The organism is Aurantiacibacter marinus (assembly GCF_001021555.1).
Taxonomy (GTDB): domain Bacteria; phylum Pseudomonadota; class Alphaproteobacteria; order Sphingomonadales; family Sphingomonadaceae; genus Alteraurantiacibacter; species Alteraurantiacibacter marinus.
Window position 1 is genome coordinate 385,543 of record NZ_LDCP01000002.1, and the last position, 14,321, is coordinate 399,863.

A 14,321-nucleotide genomic window follows, 5' to 3' on the forward strand; every position below is an offset into this window, starting at 1 on the left:
CAATGATTAGCCCAGCAAGCGCGCCCTGCCAATTGCTACTAAAGTTTCGCCAACATCCAGGCTGCCACTCCAAGCAAGGCCAATGCGGATACTGCCCTGACAGCAGTGCTGTGTGCCTGTTTGATGACCAACCGGCCCAACCGGTTTCCACCAAGCACGAGGATCACGTGGATTGCTGTCGCGATCGACAGATAAATGCCGGTCAAAAGCAGATATTGCTGAGTGATCGCGCGCTGCGGATCGATGAAATTGGGCAGCACCGTCAGGAAAAACATCGCCGCCTTGGCGTTGAGGACATTGATCAGCAAACCGCGCAAAAAGGCCAGGCGGCTCGTCTGCTGCACGGAGTTGGCCCATGATGCCTGATCGGCAGGATCACGCCAGGCATCCCACGCCAGCCAGACCATGAATGCAACTCCGGTAAGACAGATGCCCTGATACAGCAGCGGATACTCTGCCACCAATTGCGCCAGCCCGAACACTGCCGCCAGCGCGAGCAAGCCGAGGCCGAGCGCAATGCCGAGCGTTGCCGCAAAACCAGCGCGCCTGCCCTGCCGCGCGCTGAGGAGCGCCAGCCAGACCATGTTCGGGCCGGGAGTGAGCTCGATCAGGAAGGCCGTCAGCGCGAAGGACAGGGTTAGGGTAGAGAGGATGGGGTTGGGTTTCCGCTATATGCGCGCTTTCACAGTGGGAATGATGGTTCTCTCGGGCTCTGCACATGGGATACCTTGGGGGTTGACTCGATCACCCAAGGGAAATTTGAACAACGACGAAAACTCAAAATCGCTTAATGTCGCAAAGGCTTTAATTTGTAAGTGGCATGATTGGATTTTGGCCGCCGCTCATCCAATCCAAATATGCGTTGCCTCCTTGTATCATGCCGCTCTCAAAAGATGACTGGTCGCGCAGCCACCTAGTTAGAGTCTTCTGACCTGCTTTTCCGAATGCAGCCTCAAACGACACGGCCATGATGGCAAAAACTCCAGCATCATCTAACCCAAGTGATTGCGTGGCTGCGTCGCAAAATCCCGCCGTCCAGCCTATTTGTTGATCAGTTGGCTTTGGCGTTCCAAAAATGCCCTTCTTCACAAAAAGTTCTGAATTCATCGAAAGAACATTGACGCAGGTCTTTGTTACAACCGCAATTTTTTCGTCGTCCGACCCCATCAATAAACCCGCTTTTTCGGCTCGATGTACTCCGCATCATCGGTCAGCGTGTACTCATGCACCGGGCGGTAATCGATCTTCACCGTTCCGTCAGAGCCGCCCCAGCCTTCGAACCATGCGGCGGTGTGCTTCATCCACTCTTTGTCGTTGCGATCGGGGAAATCTTCGTGGGCATGGGCGCCGCGTGATTCCTTGCGGTTTTCCGCGGAGGCCATCGTCACCACAGCCTGCGCCATCAGATTGTCGAGTTCCATCGTTTCGATGAGGTCGCTGTTCCAGATCAGGGATTGATCGTGGACCTTCACGTCCGCCATGCGCTTGTTCGTGGCAGTCAGCTGGCGAACGCCTTCGCTCATGAGCTCGCTGTCACGGAACACGGCGGCGTGGGCCTGCATCGTTTGCTGCATTTCCTTGCGCAGTTCCGCCGTGGTTGAACCGCCATCGGCAAAGCGGAAATGGTCGAGACGGGTCAGCGCAAGATCAGCCGAGTCGCCCGGCAATTCATCATGCGCGGTGCCGGCCTTGATAAGCTCGTTCAAACGGAAGCCGGTTGCCCGGCCAAACACCACAAGATCGATCAGCGAGTTGGAGCCAAGGCGGTTTGCGCCGTGGACGGACACACAGGCCGCTTCGCCAACGGCAAACAGGCCGGGGACCACGGTATCGGGATTGCCGTCCGGGCCGATCGTGACGACTTCGCCGTGATAGTTACACGGAATGCCGCCCATGTTGTAATGCACGGTTGGTGTTACCGGCAGCGGCTGGCGGGTCAGGTCGACGCCGGCGAAAATCTTGCCGCTTTCGGTGATGCCGGGCAGACGCTCTGCCAGAACGGCGGGGTCGATATGGTCGAGGTGGAGGTGAATGTGATCACCGTTTTCGCCCACGCCGCGCCCTTCGCGCATTTCCAGCGCCATCGAACGGGAGACAACATCGCGGCTCGCTAGATCCTTTGCGGAGGGAGCATAGCGTTCCATGAACCGCTCGCCTTCGGAATTGGTGAGGTATCCGCCCTCGCCCCGCGCGCCCTCGGTAATGAGAACGCCCGCGCCGTAAATGCCGGTGGGGTGGAACTGCACGAATTCCATATCCTGCAATGGCAGGCCTGCGCGCAGCACCATGCCGCCGCCGTCGCCGGTGCATGTGTGAGCGCTGGTGGCAGTGAAATAGCAGCGGCCATAACCACCTGTCGCCAGCACAACGCCGTGGGCGCGGAAGCGGTGGATCGTGCCATCGTCAAGGCACATGGCGATCACGCCAACACAGCGGCGGTTAGGCCCCTCGCCCGACATGATCAGATCGATTGCGAAATATTCAATGAAGAAGTCTGCGGCATACTTCAGGCTCTGCTGATACAGTGCGTGAAGCATGGCGTGGCCGGTACGGTCAGCCGCGGCGCAGGTGCGCTGCACGGGCGGGCCGTCACCCATGTTCTGCATGTGGCCGCCGAAGGGGCGCTGGTAGATCGTGCCGTCTTCATTGCGAGAAAACGGAACGCCTGCATGCTCCAGCTCATACACGGCCTGCGGAGCTTCACGCGCCAGATATTCGATCGCGTCCTGGTCGCCCAGCCAGTCTGCACCTTTCACGGTGTCATACATGTGCCAGGACCAGTGATCAGGCGTGTTGTTGCCCAGGCTCGCCGCGATGCCGCCCTGCGCTGCCACTGTGTGGGAGCGTGTGGGGAACACCTTGGAGATATTCGCCGTTTTCAAGCCGGCTTCGGCAGCGCCCATCGTGGCCCGCAGGCCGGAACCGCCTGCACCCACAACCACCACATCATATGTGTGGTCGGTGATCGGGTATGCGCGTCCGTTGATTTCAAAAGTTTCCGTACGGGCCATCAGGCAGCTCCTCCGCCAAAGGCAAGGCGGGCGATGCAGAAGAGGCCAAAGCCTGCCCCTGCGAAGGTCAAAAGGTTGAGGACGAGAATAGCGGCGAACTTGCTGCCGGCTTCATGCACGTAATCCTCTATCAGCACCTGCAGCCCGAGCCGCGCGTGCCAGAATGTCGTGACGACCAGCAATGCCATCATGAAGGCGGGGATCGGCTCTGAAATCCAGCCCGATACCGTTGAATGGCTGAGGTCCGGCAGCATCACCAGCGAGATGATGAGAAACAGCACCGTCACCAGATTACCGACGGCGGTGAAGCGTTGCACCAGCCAGTGATGCGGCCCTTCGTGAGCCGAACCGAGACCGCGCACGCGGCCGATGGAAGTTCCGTTACCCATTGTAAGTCCTAACGCAGCAAAATGTAGGCCCAGACGGCGGCGGTCAGCACGACTGCGCCGACCATCGAAATCCAGGACCAATTGCGGTTGGTGTCGAGTTCAAATCCGGCACCTGCATCCATCACGAAGTGACGGATGCCCGATGCCGCATGATTGAAGAAAGCCCAGGTCAGACCGATCATGATGACATAGCCGAATGGCGAGCCCATCCAATCCGAGAAGTGGGCATAATATTCAGGACCGCTTGCCAAAGCGCCCAACCACCAGAGCAGCATGAACAGGCCGACAATTGCCATGCCGTCCCCTGTAACACGGTGGAGGATCGAAACCGCCATATGCGGTCCCCATTTCCAGATAGAAAGATGCGGCGAAAGGGGGCGTTCTGCCATGATGTGTCCCGTTGGATGCGAATATGGCTCCCACTTAGCGGATGATACGCGTGAGACAAGCGCACCTTCGTCCGTATGCCGTTCTTTTCTGCGGCTTGCGCACTGCTCTTCCACCACTCGCGATGCGCCGCTATGATGCGTTGCCATGACGAACATACTTGTGACAGGCAGCAGCCGAGGCATCGGACAAGCAATCGCGGATCAGCTGACGGAACGCGGCTGCAATGTGATCGGCCACGCCACCAAGGCGATTGATGCACGCACCATTGCCGCAGATTTCTGCGATCCTCCCGCCGCACAAATGCTGTGGCAGGAAGCTCTGGAGCGGCTGAATGGAAAAATAGATGTGCTGGTGAACAATGCCGGGCTGTTCGAACAAAGTCCGCTGCATGCCAGTGACATTGAATGGCTCGATCGCTGGGAAGATACCATGCGGATCAACTTGACGAGCGCCGCGCAGCTCAGTCGCTTTGCCATCCGCCATTGGCAGGACCGCGCAGAGCAAGACAAGGGTCGAGGCGGGCGGATTATCCACATCGCCAGCCGCGCCGCCTATCGCGGCGATTCCCCGGCGCATTGGCACTATGCCGCAGCCAAGGGCGGTATGGTGGCAATGCACAAGACAATTGCCCGTGGATATGCGCGCGACAATATCTTCAGTTACGCCATCACTCCCGGCTTTACCGATACAGCGATGGCAGGCGATTATCTCGAAAGCCGGGGCGGCGATGGCTTGTTGGCCGACATCCCGCTGGGCCGTGTGGCAGAACCGGAAGAGATTGCGGATATCGCTGTGTTCTGCGCACTTGATGCTCCGGCCAGCATGACAGGGGCGGTAATTGACGCAAACGGTGCCAGCTTTGTCCGTTAGGCTGGCCGCATTGGCAGCAGTTGGAACCGCGGTTACCGCATGCGTTGCGCCGCAACCGCCCGCCCCGCCTTCTTCCGCCTCTGTGGTCGCAGCTGCACGACAGCTCGCCCCTCCGGCCAGCGAATGGACCGGCGCTTGCGAAGACTGGGACGAATGGGAAAAACGCGCATCACCCTTCCGGGTTCACGGCAATACCTATCATGTTGGCACATGCGGCATAACGGCGCTGCTTGTGGCAGGGCCGGATGGCCATGTGCTGATAGATACCGGTACCCGCAATGGATCCATTATCGTACTCGAGAATATCCGCTTGCTGGGCCTGCGACCGGAAAATGTTACTACCGTGCTGACCAGTCACGAACACTTCGATCATGTCGGCGGCGTGTGGTGGGTCATGCAAAATACCGGCGCGCGGGTGATCACTTCTCCTGTTGCGGCGCGGGTCATCGAAAGCGGCAGCCTTGATCCGCTTGATCCGCAAAACGGAGTGCAACCTCCCATGCAGGCCGTGGAAGCTTCGTTGATCACCGCGCTTACGCCCGGCCAGTCAATCGATCTGCACGGCACCCGCTTCACGCCGCTCGCCACTCCTGGCCACACGCCTGGCGCGCTGACATGGCAATGGGAAAGCTGCGACAATGGCGAGTGCCTGACCATTGTTTACGCTGACAGCCTCAGCCCGGTCAGCGGAGACATTTATCGCTTTTCCGATCACCCGGGATATGTGCAGGCCTATCGCGACGGCCTCGCTGAACTGGCTGCGCTTGATTGCGATATCCTGCTTACTCCCCACCCCTCCGCCAGCAGTATGCGGGGCAAGCTGCTGGAAGGCGATCTGACCTCCGGCATGGATTGCGCTGCCTATGCGGCAGACCGGCTTGAACGGCTGGAAATCCGACTGGCAAACGAAGCACAGGACGCCTCACAATGAATTGGAAATTGTCCGCAATCGCTTCGAAAGCGCACATAGAAGAGGCGTTGTACCGGCGCGACGAGAATATCGGTTGGGACGAACATATCGTGCTGGCCGGTTTCGAAGTCGATCCGGATGAACCGGACTGCTGGCAGCTTGACGCCTATCTTGAAAACAAGCCCACTGAAAGTGACCGCAAAGCCGTGCGCTCGCTATTTGAAGGCAAGCCGCCTCGCCTTGTAGCTGAAGAAATACCGGAAACCGATTGGGTCAGCGTCAGCCAACGCGGAGTTGAACCGATCCGCGCTGGCCGTTTCCATGTGCACACGCCTGATCACTCGCCCAGCAAGGACCGCGGTGTGCGCAATTTTTGCATTCCGGCCGCGCAGGCGTTTGGCACCGGTCATCATGAAACCACTGCCGGCTGCCTGATCATGCTGGATGCGATGCGGCGGCAGGGTGTCAATCCGCGCCATGTTGCCGATATCGGCACGGGCACCGGACTGCTGGCCTTCGCGGCGTTGGAATTGTGGCCCTATGCCGTTGTTACAGCGTCGGACAATGATCCGGTTTGTGAACCTGCCGTTCTGGACAATGCCCGGCGCAACAACGTGCGTCTCGGCACTGGCCATTCCGAAGTCACCATGGTGATTGCAGACGGCATGAACCATCCGCTGCTGCAGTCCGCCGCGCCGTTCGATCTGCTGATTGCCAATATTCTGGCCGGTCCGCTGATCGAGATGGCAGAAGACTTTAGCCAAGCTGTTGCCCCGCGCGGCCATATCGTTCTGTCAGGCCTCCTCACCCGGCAGGAAGCCGCAGTGCGCAGCGCCTATCGCCGCAGGGGCTTTCGCCTGCACCGCCGCCTATCCTCTGGCGACTGGTCAATCCTGTGGTTGAAACATAGATTCACCGGATGAAGTACAAGAGCATTCCGGCACTTCGGCGGGTAATCGGGGCGGTTTTGGCTCTGCTCGCGCTGGTCGTCATCGGGTATCTGGTGGCGGCATGGGTGGGCAGCACAATCCCGCAAAACAGCGGTTGGACCCCGCCTGAAGACGGGGTGGATATCATGGTCGAAACCAATGGCGCGCACACCTCCATTATCGTCCCGATTGTCAGCGACCAGAAGGACTGGCGGGAAATTTTCCCAAGCGCCGCCCGCGCGGTTCCTTCTGGAACAATGCCGACCCATATTGCCATTGGATACGGAGAGCGGGAGGTGTTCCTTCATGTCCCCACCTGGGGTGATCTGAAGCCAGGCACAGCCCTGCGCATTGCGACGGTCGGAGGGGATGCATTGCTGCGGGTGAGCCATTACGTGCGGCCTGCGCCCAGCGAACACCACCGGCCTTTGCGGATTACCCGCGATCAATATGCAGAACTTGTTGCTGCCATCGAAACCGCCGTACCCGATCTGTCGCCGGAACAGATTCGAGAGGAATTTCACGGCACCTATGTCGACGATACTTATTACAGGGCGCTCGGCAGCTACACGATGATCAACACCTGCAACACCTGGGTGGGTGACCAACTGGCCGAAGCAGGCATTCCGATGGGGCTGTGGACCCCGCTGGCGGGCGGCGTAATGAAATGGATACCGGAGCCAGGGGGCCAGGCCGGAAGCTAGACTCGATTGCGGAACTGCCGCGCGCCCCGCCCATTCTCTTTGCAACCAGACATTTTCCAGAGAGAATAGTATAATGATCAAGACCCTCCTCATCACCGGCGCCTCCTCCGGCATCGGAGCTGCCACTGCCCGCGCCGCTTCCGCCGCAGGCTGGAACGTCGCCCTCCTCGCCCGGTCAGCTGACAAATTGAACGAATTGGCTGCCGAAATTGGCGATACCGCCCTCGCGATCCCCTGCGACGTCACCGACCGCAGCGCGCTGGTGGATGCGGTCAACCAGACGGTTGCAAAATTCGGCGCGCTGGACGGTGCCTTCGCCAACGCCGGAACGGGCGTGAAATCGCCCGGTGTCGAAAACGGCGATCCGGACGAATGGCATGACATGATCCACATCAATATCCTGGCCGTGCTCTACACCGCGCACGCCACGCTGCCGCATTTGAAGAAGACAAAGGGCCACTTCATCGTCACCGGCTCCAAGGCCGGACGCGAGCATTTCAAAGGCTCAATCTACAGCGCCAGCAAGTGGTTCGTGCATGGCTTTGCAGGCAATCTTGCAGAGGAAATGCGCGAATGGCAGGGCCGCTGCACAGTGATCTCGCCGGGCATGGTCGACACACCATTCTTCGATGAAGGCAAGCCCACAAAGCTGCAACCCGATGATGTGGCCGACGCGGTTGTATTTGCGCTCAGCCAACGCGGTTCCTCTGGTATCCGCGAAATTCACCTTATGCCAAACGACTGATGGCGGAGCAGGCGGCGCGCATCACCCGCGCCGCCTGCCCGCTCTCGCCCCTGTCCGGAATTATCCGGCAGCTGCCACAATAGCGGCCCAGCCTGCTTCGTCGATTACCTCTATGCCGAGGGTCTCGGCCTTTTTCAGCTTGCTGCCAGCTCCGGGCCCGGCGATCAGCAGATCGGTCTTTGCGCTGACTGAACCGGAGGCCTTGGCGCCAAGCCGCTCGGCCTGCGCCTTGGCCTCATCCCGGCTCATGGTTTCGAGCTTTCCGGTGAACACCACGGTCTTGCCCGCAACAGGGCTTTCCACGCGTTCAACGACGTATCGCGGCGGAGAGACTTCGGAGAGCAGATCTTCCCAAACAGCAACATTGTGGTCTTCGTGAAAGAAGTCACCCAGGGCTTCGACCACGGCAGGGCCGATGCCGTCGATATCGGTGAGTTCTGCCAGCGCCTCCTCATCGCCTGCGCGGACCTTCTCGGCCAGACTTCGCACGGCAGGAAGCTCATGAAAATGCTTTAGCAGATCGCGCGCCGTCACCGCGCCGATATGGCGGATACCAAGGCCGAACAGCAGCCGTGCAGCATCAGGTTGGCGCTTGTTTTCCACAGATGCCAACAGGTTATCGACAGACTTGTCCTGCCAGCCTTCAAGCGCCAGGATGGCATCGCGGCGATCTTTCAGGCGGAAAATATCCGCCGGGCTTTCCAGCCAGCCAAGGGCAAAGAACTGGTCGATGGTCTTCTCGCCCAGCCCCTCGATATCGAGCGCGCCACGGCTGACGAAATGCTTGAGCCGTTCGGTCCTCTGCGCCGGACAAATGAGCCCGCCCGTGCAACGCACATCGACTTCGCCTTCTGCCGCCACGGCCTCGCTGCCGCATTCGGGACAGTGATCGGGGAAGTCGAACGCGGGCCGATCCTCGTCGCGAGTCAAATTTTCCGCAACCTGCGGGATCACATCGCCTGCGCGCTGCACCACGACGCGGTCTCCCGGACGCACGCCAAGCCGCGCGATTTCGTCGCGATTGTGGAGAGTGACATTTGTCACGGTGACGCCGCCGACGGTCACAGGCTTCAGCCGCCCGACAGGTGTCAGCTTGCCGGTGCGGCCAATCTGGATGTCGATCGCTTCCAGCGTCGTCTGCGCCTGTTCTGCCGGAAACTTGTGCGCCATCGCCCAGCGCGGAGCCTTGGCGACAAAGCCCAATCGCTTCTGCCAATCGAGCCGGTCCACTTTGTAAACCACGCCGTCAATATCGTAGCCGAGGTCCGCCCGCGCCCTTTCTATGCTGCGGTAATGGGCAAGCATTTCTTCGGTGCTTTGTGCAACGGTAAATAGATCGCTGACCGGAAAGCCCCAGCTTTCAATCGCGCGCATAACTTCGTGCTGCGTTTCTCCCGGCACCTGCGATGCTGCACCCCAGCCATGCGCCCAGAAGCCCAGCGGACGCTGCGCCGTGACGTTGGCATCCTTCTGGCGAAGTGACCCGGCGGCAGCATTGCGAGGGTTGGCAAACAGCTTCCCGCCGGCTGCCTCTTGTGCAGCATTGAGTGCGGTAAACGCCTGTTTATCCATATAGACTTCGCCGCGCACTTCGAACACGTCTGGTACGTTCTCACCGCTCAATTGCTGCGGAATGTCTGCAATATGCGCGACGTTCGGAGTGACGTTTTCACCCACCTGCCCGTCTCCGCGGGTGGCGGCGAGAACCAGTTTGCCACCTTCATAACGCAGCGAGCAGGACAGGCCGTCAATCTTGTCCTCTGCTGTAAAGGCCACCATCTCGTCGTCAGCGAGCGACAGGAACCGCTTTACCCGCGCGACGAAATCGGCGACCTCCTCATCGGAAAAAGCATTGTCGAGGCTGAGCATCCGCACCTCATGCGTCACCTTCGAAAGCGGCGATGCGGCAATGTCATGGCCGACTTGCCTGGACGGCGAATCCTCGCGCGCCAGATGCGGGAATTGCTCCTCCAGCTCCGCATTGCGGCGGATCAGCGCGTCATATTCCGCGTCCGAAATCTCGGGCGAATCTTCGACGTGGTAGAGTTTGTTGTGCAGCGCAATCGCCTTGGCGAGACGCATCAGCTCATTGGCGGCTTCGGCTTCGGTGATTTGATCAACCATCAGAAAGTGACCGAACCATTTTCGAGTTTGATGTGCACCCTGCCGTCGCCTTCCCGGCACTTCTCTAATTCACCAGACAAGACCGCTTCGCCGATTTGTTGAGCGAATTCGCGGCACTGTTTCGCGAGCCACCAACAATCATTCATAGCATTTACAACATCGTTTTCGTCGGCCCTCAGTGACCGACGATAACAATAAGCGACAGGCTTGCCGTCTGGTCGACAGGCCCATGTAGCGTGGACAACAAGATTTCTCTTGTCCCGCCACCTCTCGTGGCTCGCAAAGATGCAGCTAAAGGCTTCTTTGAGCTTTGGCATGTCCTCGACTGCCGCTGAAATATCAGTCACAATTTGTTTGAATTGCTTCTTATCCGAAGCGATCCACTCAGTGTGATTAGAGTTTCGAAGCCTCTTCAACGAGAGGGTCAGAAAATTCTTAGCTTGGGCCTCTAACGCGGTTGCACGACCGATCATCGCTAGGTGATCGTCATTTAGCGAAATCTCCGCTGGACCAAGCTCCATCAAACCCCCTCCAGCAAACGATCCGCCTGCGCTCTCGCCTCGGGTGTAACTTCCGCCCCGCTCAGCATTCGCGCGATTTCTTCCTTGCGCCCTTCGGCATCAAGCCGCGCAACGGAGGTCTTCGTCACCGTCCCCTTTGACGATTTCGCGATCATGTAATGCGTGTTTCCACGCGCGGCGACTTGGGGACTGTGCGTCACCGCCAGCAATTGCCCGCCGCTTGCCAGCCTCGCCAGGCGTTCACCGATGGCAGAGGCCACTGCCCCGCCCACGCCGCGGTCGATTTCGTCGAAGATCACTGTTGCCGCCCCGCCCTGCTCCGCCAAAGCCACTTTCAGCGCGAGGATAAAGCGGGAAAGTTCGCCCCCCGATGCGATCTTGTTCAGAGGCGCAAAATCTGCGCCCGGATTGGTGGAAATCAGGAATTCCACCGCGTCCATACCGCTTGGCCCCCAGCGATCCTCGGGCAGCTTCATAATCGAAGTCTGGAACCGCGCCGCGTCCAGTTTAAGCGGCGCAAGCTCTCCTGCCACCGCTCTATCAAGCTTCACGCCCGCTTTCACACGCGCTGCATGGAGAGCCTCAGCCGCCTTGCGATAAGCCTCGCCCGCCGCCGCCTCCGCCTTGATCAATTCCGCCAGATTGGCATCGCCCTGCTCAATGGCATCAAGCTTTTCGCGCATCTCGTTCATCACACGCGGCAGGTCATCGACCTGGCAATTGTGCTTGCGGGCCTGCGCGCGCAGTTCAAACAGGCGCGTTTCAATGTCGTCAAGCTGTTCGGGATCGTGGGTGAGCGCGAGGGCTGCCGCGTTCAGCTTTACCTCTGCTTCATCCGCGTCAATAATGGCGCGGTCGAGGCTCGCCAAAGCCTCTGCCAAGAGCGCGTGCTCGGGCGCGATCCGGTCCAGCTTGCGCGCCGCGCTGCGCAATTGGGCAAGCGGCGACTTGCTGCCATCCCAAACGGAACGCAAATCGTCCAGATCACCCTGCAATTTCTCGCCCTTCTGCATGTCGGAGCGGGATGTTGCGAGATTCTCCTCCTCGCCCACTTCAGGCGCAATCGCTGTCAGTTCGGCAAGATACGCCAGCAGCAAATCCTGATCCGCCCGCGCCTGTTCAATGCCTGCCCGCGCAGATTCCAGCTGGGCGCGCGCGCCGTGCCATTTTTCCCAAGCGGATGATACGCGCGCCGCGTCGGCTCCGGCGAAACGGTCCAGCAGGAGCCTGTGGCCGCGCGGGTTCACAAGGCCGCGATCATCATGCTGGCCGTGCAATTCCACCAGCGCACCTGCCAGCTGGCGCAGCAAGGCCACGCTGACCGGCTGATCATTTATGAACGCCTTCGATCCGCCATCAGCCTTCAGCCGTCGCCGCACGATCAGCGGCTCGCCCGGCTCGATCTCGACTTCAGCCTCGCCCAGAGCATTGCTGATGGCAGGCGGAAAGGAATCGAATTCGAATGTGGCGGTGGCGCTGGCCTGATCTTCTCCGCTGCGCACCAGCGAAGTTTCTGCCCGCGCGCCCAGCACCAGACCCAAAGCATCCAGCAAGATAGATTTGCCCGCGCCCGTTTCGCCTGTCAGCACGCCAAGCCCTGGCCTGAAATTCAGGTCCAGCGCTTCGATCAGCACGATGTTCCGGATGGCAAGAGTGGTCAGCATAATGGTTTGGCCGCAAGCAATACGGCTCCACCCGTCCCGGCGCAACGATGGCTCGTCGCGAAATGGTGGAGCTTGAGTGAATTTTAACTCCTATCTGCTGGAATAGGGTCGCAGTAATAGAAGGTATGGCCACCATGTCGGTGCTCACGATCAGGGCTCACAAGCGTTATGCGCTCCGGATGCCCTCCAAACTGGAAAGCGAGGGGCGCAAACCCGCCCCCTGCCTGCTCATCGAGCTTTCGCAGCACGGTGCGCGAATCAGCAACCTTGGACAGCGCAAATTTGCCGTTGGTGAAAGCGTGGCCCTGGACACCAGTTGCGGCCGCCGACTCGACGGGACGATTCGCTGGGCGCATGACGGGCGCGCAGGGATAGAGCTGGGCAAATCATTGCACCTGCCGGACCTTGCCGAATTGATTGATGCAAACCGCCGGGAAACGGCGGTCGCGTAAGCCTGGCTAGCCGCTGACCCGTGCTGGCTGATGTTCTTCCATCAGCTCAAACGCGCGTTCATACCATTCACTGCCCGGATAGTTTGCACCGAGCACGGCGGCATAACGCTGCGCCTCTTCAGGCACGCCAATCGAAAGGCTGGTTTCCACAAGCCGGTAAAGCGCTTCTGGCGTGTGGCTGGTTGTCTGGTAATCATCGATTACATTCTGAAAGCGCAGCTGCGCGGCAAGCCATTGCCCGGTCCGTTCATAAAAACGGCCGATTTCCATTTCCTTGCCGGCAAGGTGATCATTCACAAGATCAATCTTGAGCCGCGCATCGGCCGCGTAGGGGCTGCGAGGGTAGCGGCGGACGATTTCGTTCAGCGCAGTGAGCGCCTGACGGGTAATAGCCTGATCGCGTTCCACATCGCTGATCTGCTCGTAATAGCTGAGCGCGATGAGGTAATAGGCGTAGGGCGCGTCCGCATTGCCCGGGTGAATTGACAAAAAGCGCGATGCAGAAGCAATTGCGCCATTATATTCGCGCGCTGCGTAATAGGAAAAAGAGCTCATCAGCTGCGCGCGGCGTGCCCATGGTGAATAGGGGTGTTGCCGTTCCACTTCATCGAACAGCGCCGCGGCAACTGCCAGATCACCCCGGTCAAGCCGTTCCTTCGCTGCGTTGTAGAGCGTTTCCACATCACGCGCGACATAGGCAAGGTCGGTCTGCTCGTTTGAACTGCCGCCTCCGCAGCCGGTCAGGACGAGAGCAAATGTAGCGGCCGCAAGGGCACCGCGAAGCGATTTTGTCGATGTCATAAGGTGCCTATAGCTACGCCAGCGCTGAACGCCAAGTGAAGGCGCGCCGCCATTACAAAATAGCGGGGCCAAAATGGCGGGTCCCAATAAGATGGCCCAAACGAGATGGGGCCAAATTCCCTTCCGACCGGCAAAAATCCAAACGCTCGACGCTGGTCGTGACAAATATGGCTGTCGTCCGGCGCGCCAGCGGTTCGTCGGAATTGCGCGATTGCCGGTCGAGACAGGCAATCATTTCAATACTGCCGTCCGTAGAAAACACTCATCGCTTCCGGTCACCCCCCACCCCCCAAATAGGGCCGGCAGCGCAAAGAGGAGGAAACAGGATGACCAATTTTCTGAAAGGCAGCCTTGCTGCTGCAATGTTCGCCAGCACGATGGCCGCCGCCCCGGCATTCGCCAATGACTCGGATGCTGTGGCAATGGCTCTGGTAGAGTATGGCGATCTCGATCTTTCGACCGAGCGCGGACAGGACCGGCTGCACAATCGCCTGCGCAGCGCCGCCCAGTATGCTTGCGGGATGGACATCAGAAGCGCCAGGTCGCTTCTCCCGAGCCGCCAGGCCCGCGAATGTTACACCGAAAAAATGCGCGGTTTCGAACGGCAGGTCACAGCTTTGATAGGCACCGAAACCCGCCGCGGCTGACAAGCTGGCCTAACGCGGCCTCGCTGGCTGAAGGTCGTGAGGTAAGCGCGGCCCGCATCCAGCGAAGCGCTCCGGAGCCCGCAGCATTTGTATTTCCTCCACCGGAAACATTGCGGCGGGCTCCTTCTTTTTGATGTGTGCGGGGCTGGCGCAGCAGGCCATGC

Annotated in this window: 16 protein-coding genes; 7 read left to right on the forward strand and 9 right to left on the reverse strand. The window is 59.6% G+C overall.

Annotated elements, in window-relative coordinates; all coding sequences use genetic code 11:
* Positions 1-38: 38 nt before the first annotated feature.
* From AB731_RS08225 to sdhC, 5 genes are all read right to left on the reverse strand, one after another.
* On the reverse strand, positions 39-653 hold the full coding sequence (locus tag AB731_RS08225) for a LysE family translocator (protein WP_047093523.1): 615 nt from the start codon (positions 651-653) through the stop codon (positions 39-41).
* A 151-nt stretch (positions 654-804) separates the two neighbouring features.
* The gene (locus AB731_RS08230) at positions 805-1,107 is read right to left on the reverse strand and encodes a hypothetical protein (protein ID WP_156167412.1); all 303 of its coding nucleotides are present in this window, start codon (positions 1,105-1,107) and stop codon (positions 805-807) included.
* A gap of 59 nt (positions 1,108-1,166) precedes the next feature.
* Complete coding sequence (sdhA, locus tag AB731_RS08235) at positions 1,167-3,011, reverse strand: succinate dehydrogenase flavoprotein subunit (RefSeq protein ID WP_047093521.1); 1,845 nt, start codon at positions 3,009-3,011, stop codon at positions 1,167-1,169.
* Positions 3,011-3,400 (reverse strand): succinate dehydrogenase, hydrophobic membrane anchor protein, encoded by a 390-nt coding sequence (gene sdhD / locus AB731_RS08240; protein WP_047093520.1) that lies wholly within the window; start codon positions 3,398-3,400, stop codon positions 3,011-3,013. Before sdhD ends, sdhA begins: the two co-directional genes overlap by 1 nt.
* Before the next feature lie 8 nt (positions 3,401-3,408).
* Positions 3,409-3,789, reverse strand: coding sequence for a succinate dehydrogenase, cytochrome b556 subunit (sdhC, locus tag AB731_RS08245; RefSeq protein ID WP_047093519.1), 381 nt, complete (start codon positions 3,787-3,789; stop codon positions 3,409-3,411).
* 145 nt (positions 3,790-3,934) lie between these two features.
* Here sdhC and AB731_RS08250 point away from each other — a divergent pair, with 145 nt between their 5' ends.
* The 5 genes from AB731_RS08250 to AB731_RS08270 all read left to right on the forward strand — a co-directional run bounded on the left by AB731_RS08250 (position 3,935) and on the right by AB731_RS08270 (position 7,948).
* Entirely contained in the window at positions 3,935-4,660 is a 726-nt protein-coding gene (locus AB731_RS08250) for an SDR family NAD(P)-dependent oxidoreductase (protein WP_047093518.1), read from the forward strand.
* Between the two features lie 82 nt (positions 4,661-4,742).
* Positions 4,743-5,591: an MBL fold metallo-hydrolase gene (locus AB731_RS08255; protein ID WP_162199469.1), complete on the forward strand. Its 849-nt coding sequence runs from the start codon at positions 4,743-4,745 to the stop codon at positions 5,589-5,591.
* Positions 5,588-6,493 carry a 50S ribosomal protein L11 methyltransferase gene (locus tag AB731_RS08260; protein ID WP_047093516.1) on the forward strand — a complete coding sequence of 302 codons (906 nt, stop codon included), beginning with the start codon at positions 5,588-5,590 and terminating at the stop codon, positions 6,491-6,493. Before AB731_RS08255 ends, AB731_RS08260 begins: the two co-directional genes overlap by 4 nt.
* Complete coding sequence (locus AB731_RS08265) at positions 6,490-7,203, forward strand: DUF2459 domain-containing protein (protein ID WP_047093515.1); 714 nt, start codon at positions 6,490-6,492, stop codon at positions 7,201-7,203. Before AB731_RS08260 ends, AB731_RS08265 begins: the two co-directional genes overlap by 4 nt.
* Positions 7,204-7,276: 73 nt before the next feature.
* Complete coding sequence (locus AB731_RS08270; RefSeq protein WP_047093514.1) at positions 7,277-7,948, forward strand: SDR family oxidoreductase; 672 nt, start codon at positions 7,277-7,279, stop codon at positions 7,946-7,948.
* A 60-nt stretch (positions 7,949-8,008) separates the two neighbouring features.
* Here AB731_RS08270 and ligA read toward each other — a convergent pair whose 3' ends face one another.
* From ligA to recN, 3 genes are read right to left on the reverse strand one after another with little or no spacing between them, the layout of a single operon-like run.
* A complete protein-coding gene (gene ligA, locus AB731_RS08275; protein WP_173425746.1) occupies positions 8,009-10,072 on the reverse strand; it encodes an NAD-dependent DNA ligase LigA in 2,064 nt (687 codons plus the stop codon).
* A complete protein-coding gene (locus AB731_RS08280; protein WP_047093513.1) occupies positions 10,072-10,593 on the reverse strand; it encodes a hypothetical protein in 522 nt (173 codons plus the stop codon). Before AB731_RS08280 ends, ligA begins: the two co-directional genes overlap by 1 nt.
* Positions 10,593-12,257 carry a DNA repair protein RecN gene (gene recN, locus AB731_RS08285; RefSeq protein WP_047093512.1) on the reverse strand — a complete coding sequence of 555 codons (1,665 nt, stop codon included), beginning with the start codon at positions 12,255-12,257 and terminating at the stop codon, positions 10,593-10,595. The genes AB731_RS08280 and recN overlap by 1 nt, the downstream gene beginning before the upstream one ends.
* A gap of 134 nt (positions 12,258-12,391) precedes the next feature.
* On the opposite strand from recN, the gene AB731_RS08290 reads away from it, so the two are divergent.
* Positions 12,392-12,709, forward strand: a complete 318-nt coding sequence (locus AB731_RS08290) for a PilZ domain-containing protein (protein ID WP_197076220.1) — start codon at positions 12,392-12,394, stop codon at positions 12,707-12,709.
* 6 nt (positions 12,710-12,715) lie between these two features.
* On the opposite strand, the gene AB731_RS08295 is transcribed toward AB731_RS08290, so the two are convergent.
* Positions 12,716-13,510: an outer membrane protein assembly factor BamD gene (locus tag AB731_RS08295; protein WP_047093510.1), complete on the reverse strand. Its 795-nt coding sequence runs from the start codon at positions 13,508-13,510 to the stop codon at positions 12,716-12,718.
* A 326-nt stretch (positions 13,511-13,836) separates the two neighbouring features.
* Between AB731_RS08295 and AB731_RS08305 the strand changes: the two genes are divergently transcribed.
* The gene (locus AB731_RS08305) at positions 13,837-14,157 is read left to right on the forward strand and encodes a UrcA family protein (protein ID WP_047093508.1); all 321 of its coding nucleotides are present in this window, start codon (positions 13,837-13,839) and stop codon (positions 14,155-14,157) included.
* Positions 14,158-14,321 lie beyond the last annotated feature (164 nt).

Excerpts from the sequence above, each read along its gene's own strand:
- AB731_RS08230 (WP_156167412.1), bottom strand. The coding sequence starts at position 1,107 with ATGAATTCAGAACTTTTTGTGAAGAAGGGCATTTTTGGAACGCCAAAG.
- sdhA (WP_047093521.1), bottom strand. The coding sequence starts at position 3,011 with ATGGCCCGTACGGAAACTTTTGAAATCAACGGACGCGCATACCCGATC.
- sdhD (WP_047093520.1), bottom strand. The coding sequence starts at position 3,400 with ATGGGTAACGGAACTTCCATCGGCCGCGTGCGCGGTCTCGGTTCGGCT.
- sdhC (WP_047093519.1), bottom strand. The coding sequence starts at position 3,789 with ATGGCAGAACGCCCCCTTTCGCCGCATCTTTCTATCTGGAAATGGGGA.
- AB731_RS08250 (WP_047093518.1), top strand. The coding sequence starts at position 3,935 with ATGACGAACATACTTGTGACAGGCAGCAGCCGAGGCATCGGACAAGCA.
- AB731_RS08260 (WP_047093516.1), top strand. The coding sequence starts at position 5,588 with ATGAATTGGAAATTGTCCGCAATCGCTTCGAAAGCGCACATAGAAGAG.
- AB731_RS08265 (WP_047093515.1), top strand. The coding sequence starts at position 6,490 with ATGAAGTACAAGAGCATTCCGGCACTTCGGCGGGTAATCGGGGCGGTT.
- AB731_RS08270 (WP_047093514.1), top strand. The coding sequence starts at position 7,277 with ATGATCAAGACCCTCCTCATCACCGGCGCCTCCTCCGGCATCGGAGCT.
- ligA (WP_173425746.1), bottom strand. The coding sequence starts at position 10,072 with ATGGTTGATCAAATCACCGAAGCCGAAGCCGCCAATGAGCTGATGCGT.
- AB731_RS08280 (WP_047093513.1), bottom strand. The coding sequence starts at position 10,593 with ATGGAGCTTGGTCCAGCGGAGATTTCGCTAAATGACGATCACCTAGCG.
- recN (WP_047093512.1), bottom strand. The coding sequence starts at position 12,257 with ATGCTGACCACTCTTGCCATCCGGAACATCGTGCTGATCGAAGCGCTG.
- AB731_RS08290 (WP_197076220.1), top strand. The coding sequence starts at position 12,392 with ATGTCGGTGCTCACGATCAGGGCTCACAAGCGTTATGCGCTCCGGATG.
- AB731_RS08295 (WP_047093510.1), bottom strand. The coding sequence starts at position 13,510 with ATGACATCGACAAAATCGCTTCGCGGTGCCCTTGCGGCCGCTACATTT.
- AB731_RS08305 (WP_047093508.1), top strand. The coding sequence starts at position 13,837 with ATGACCAATTTTCTGAAAGGCAGCCTTGCTGCTGCAATGTTCGCCAGC.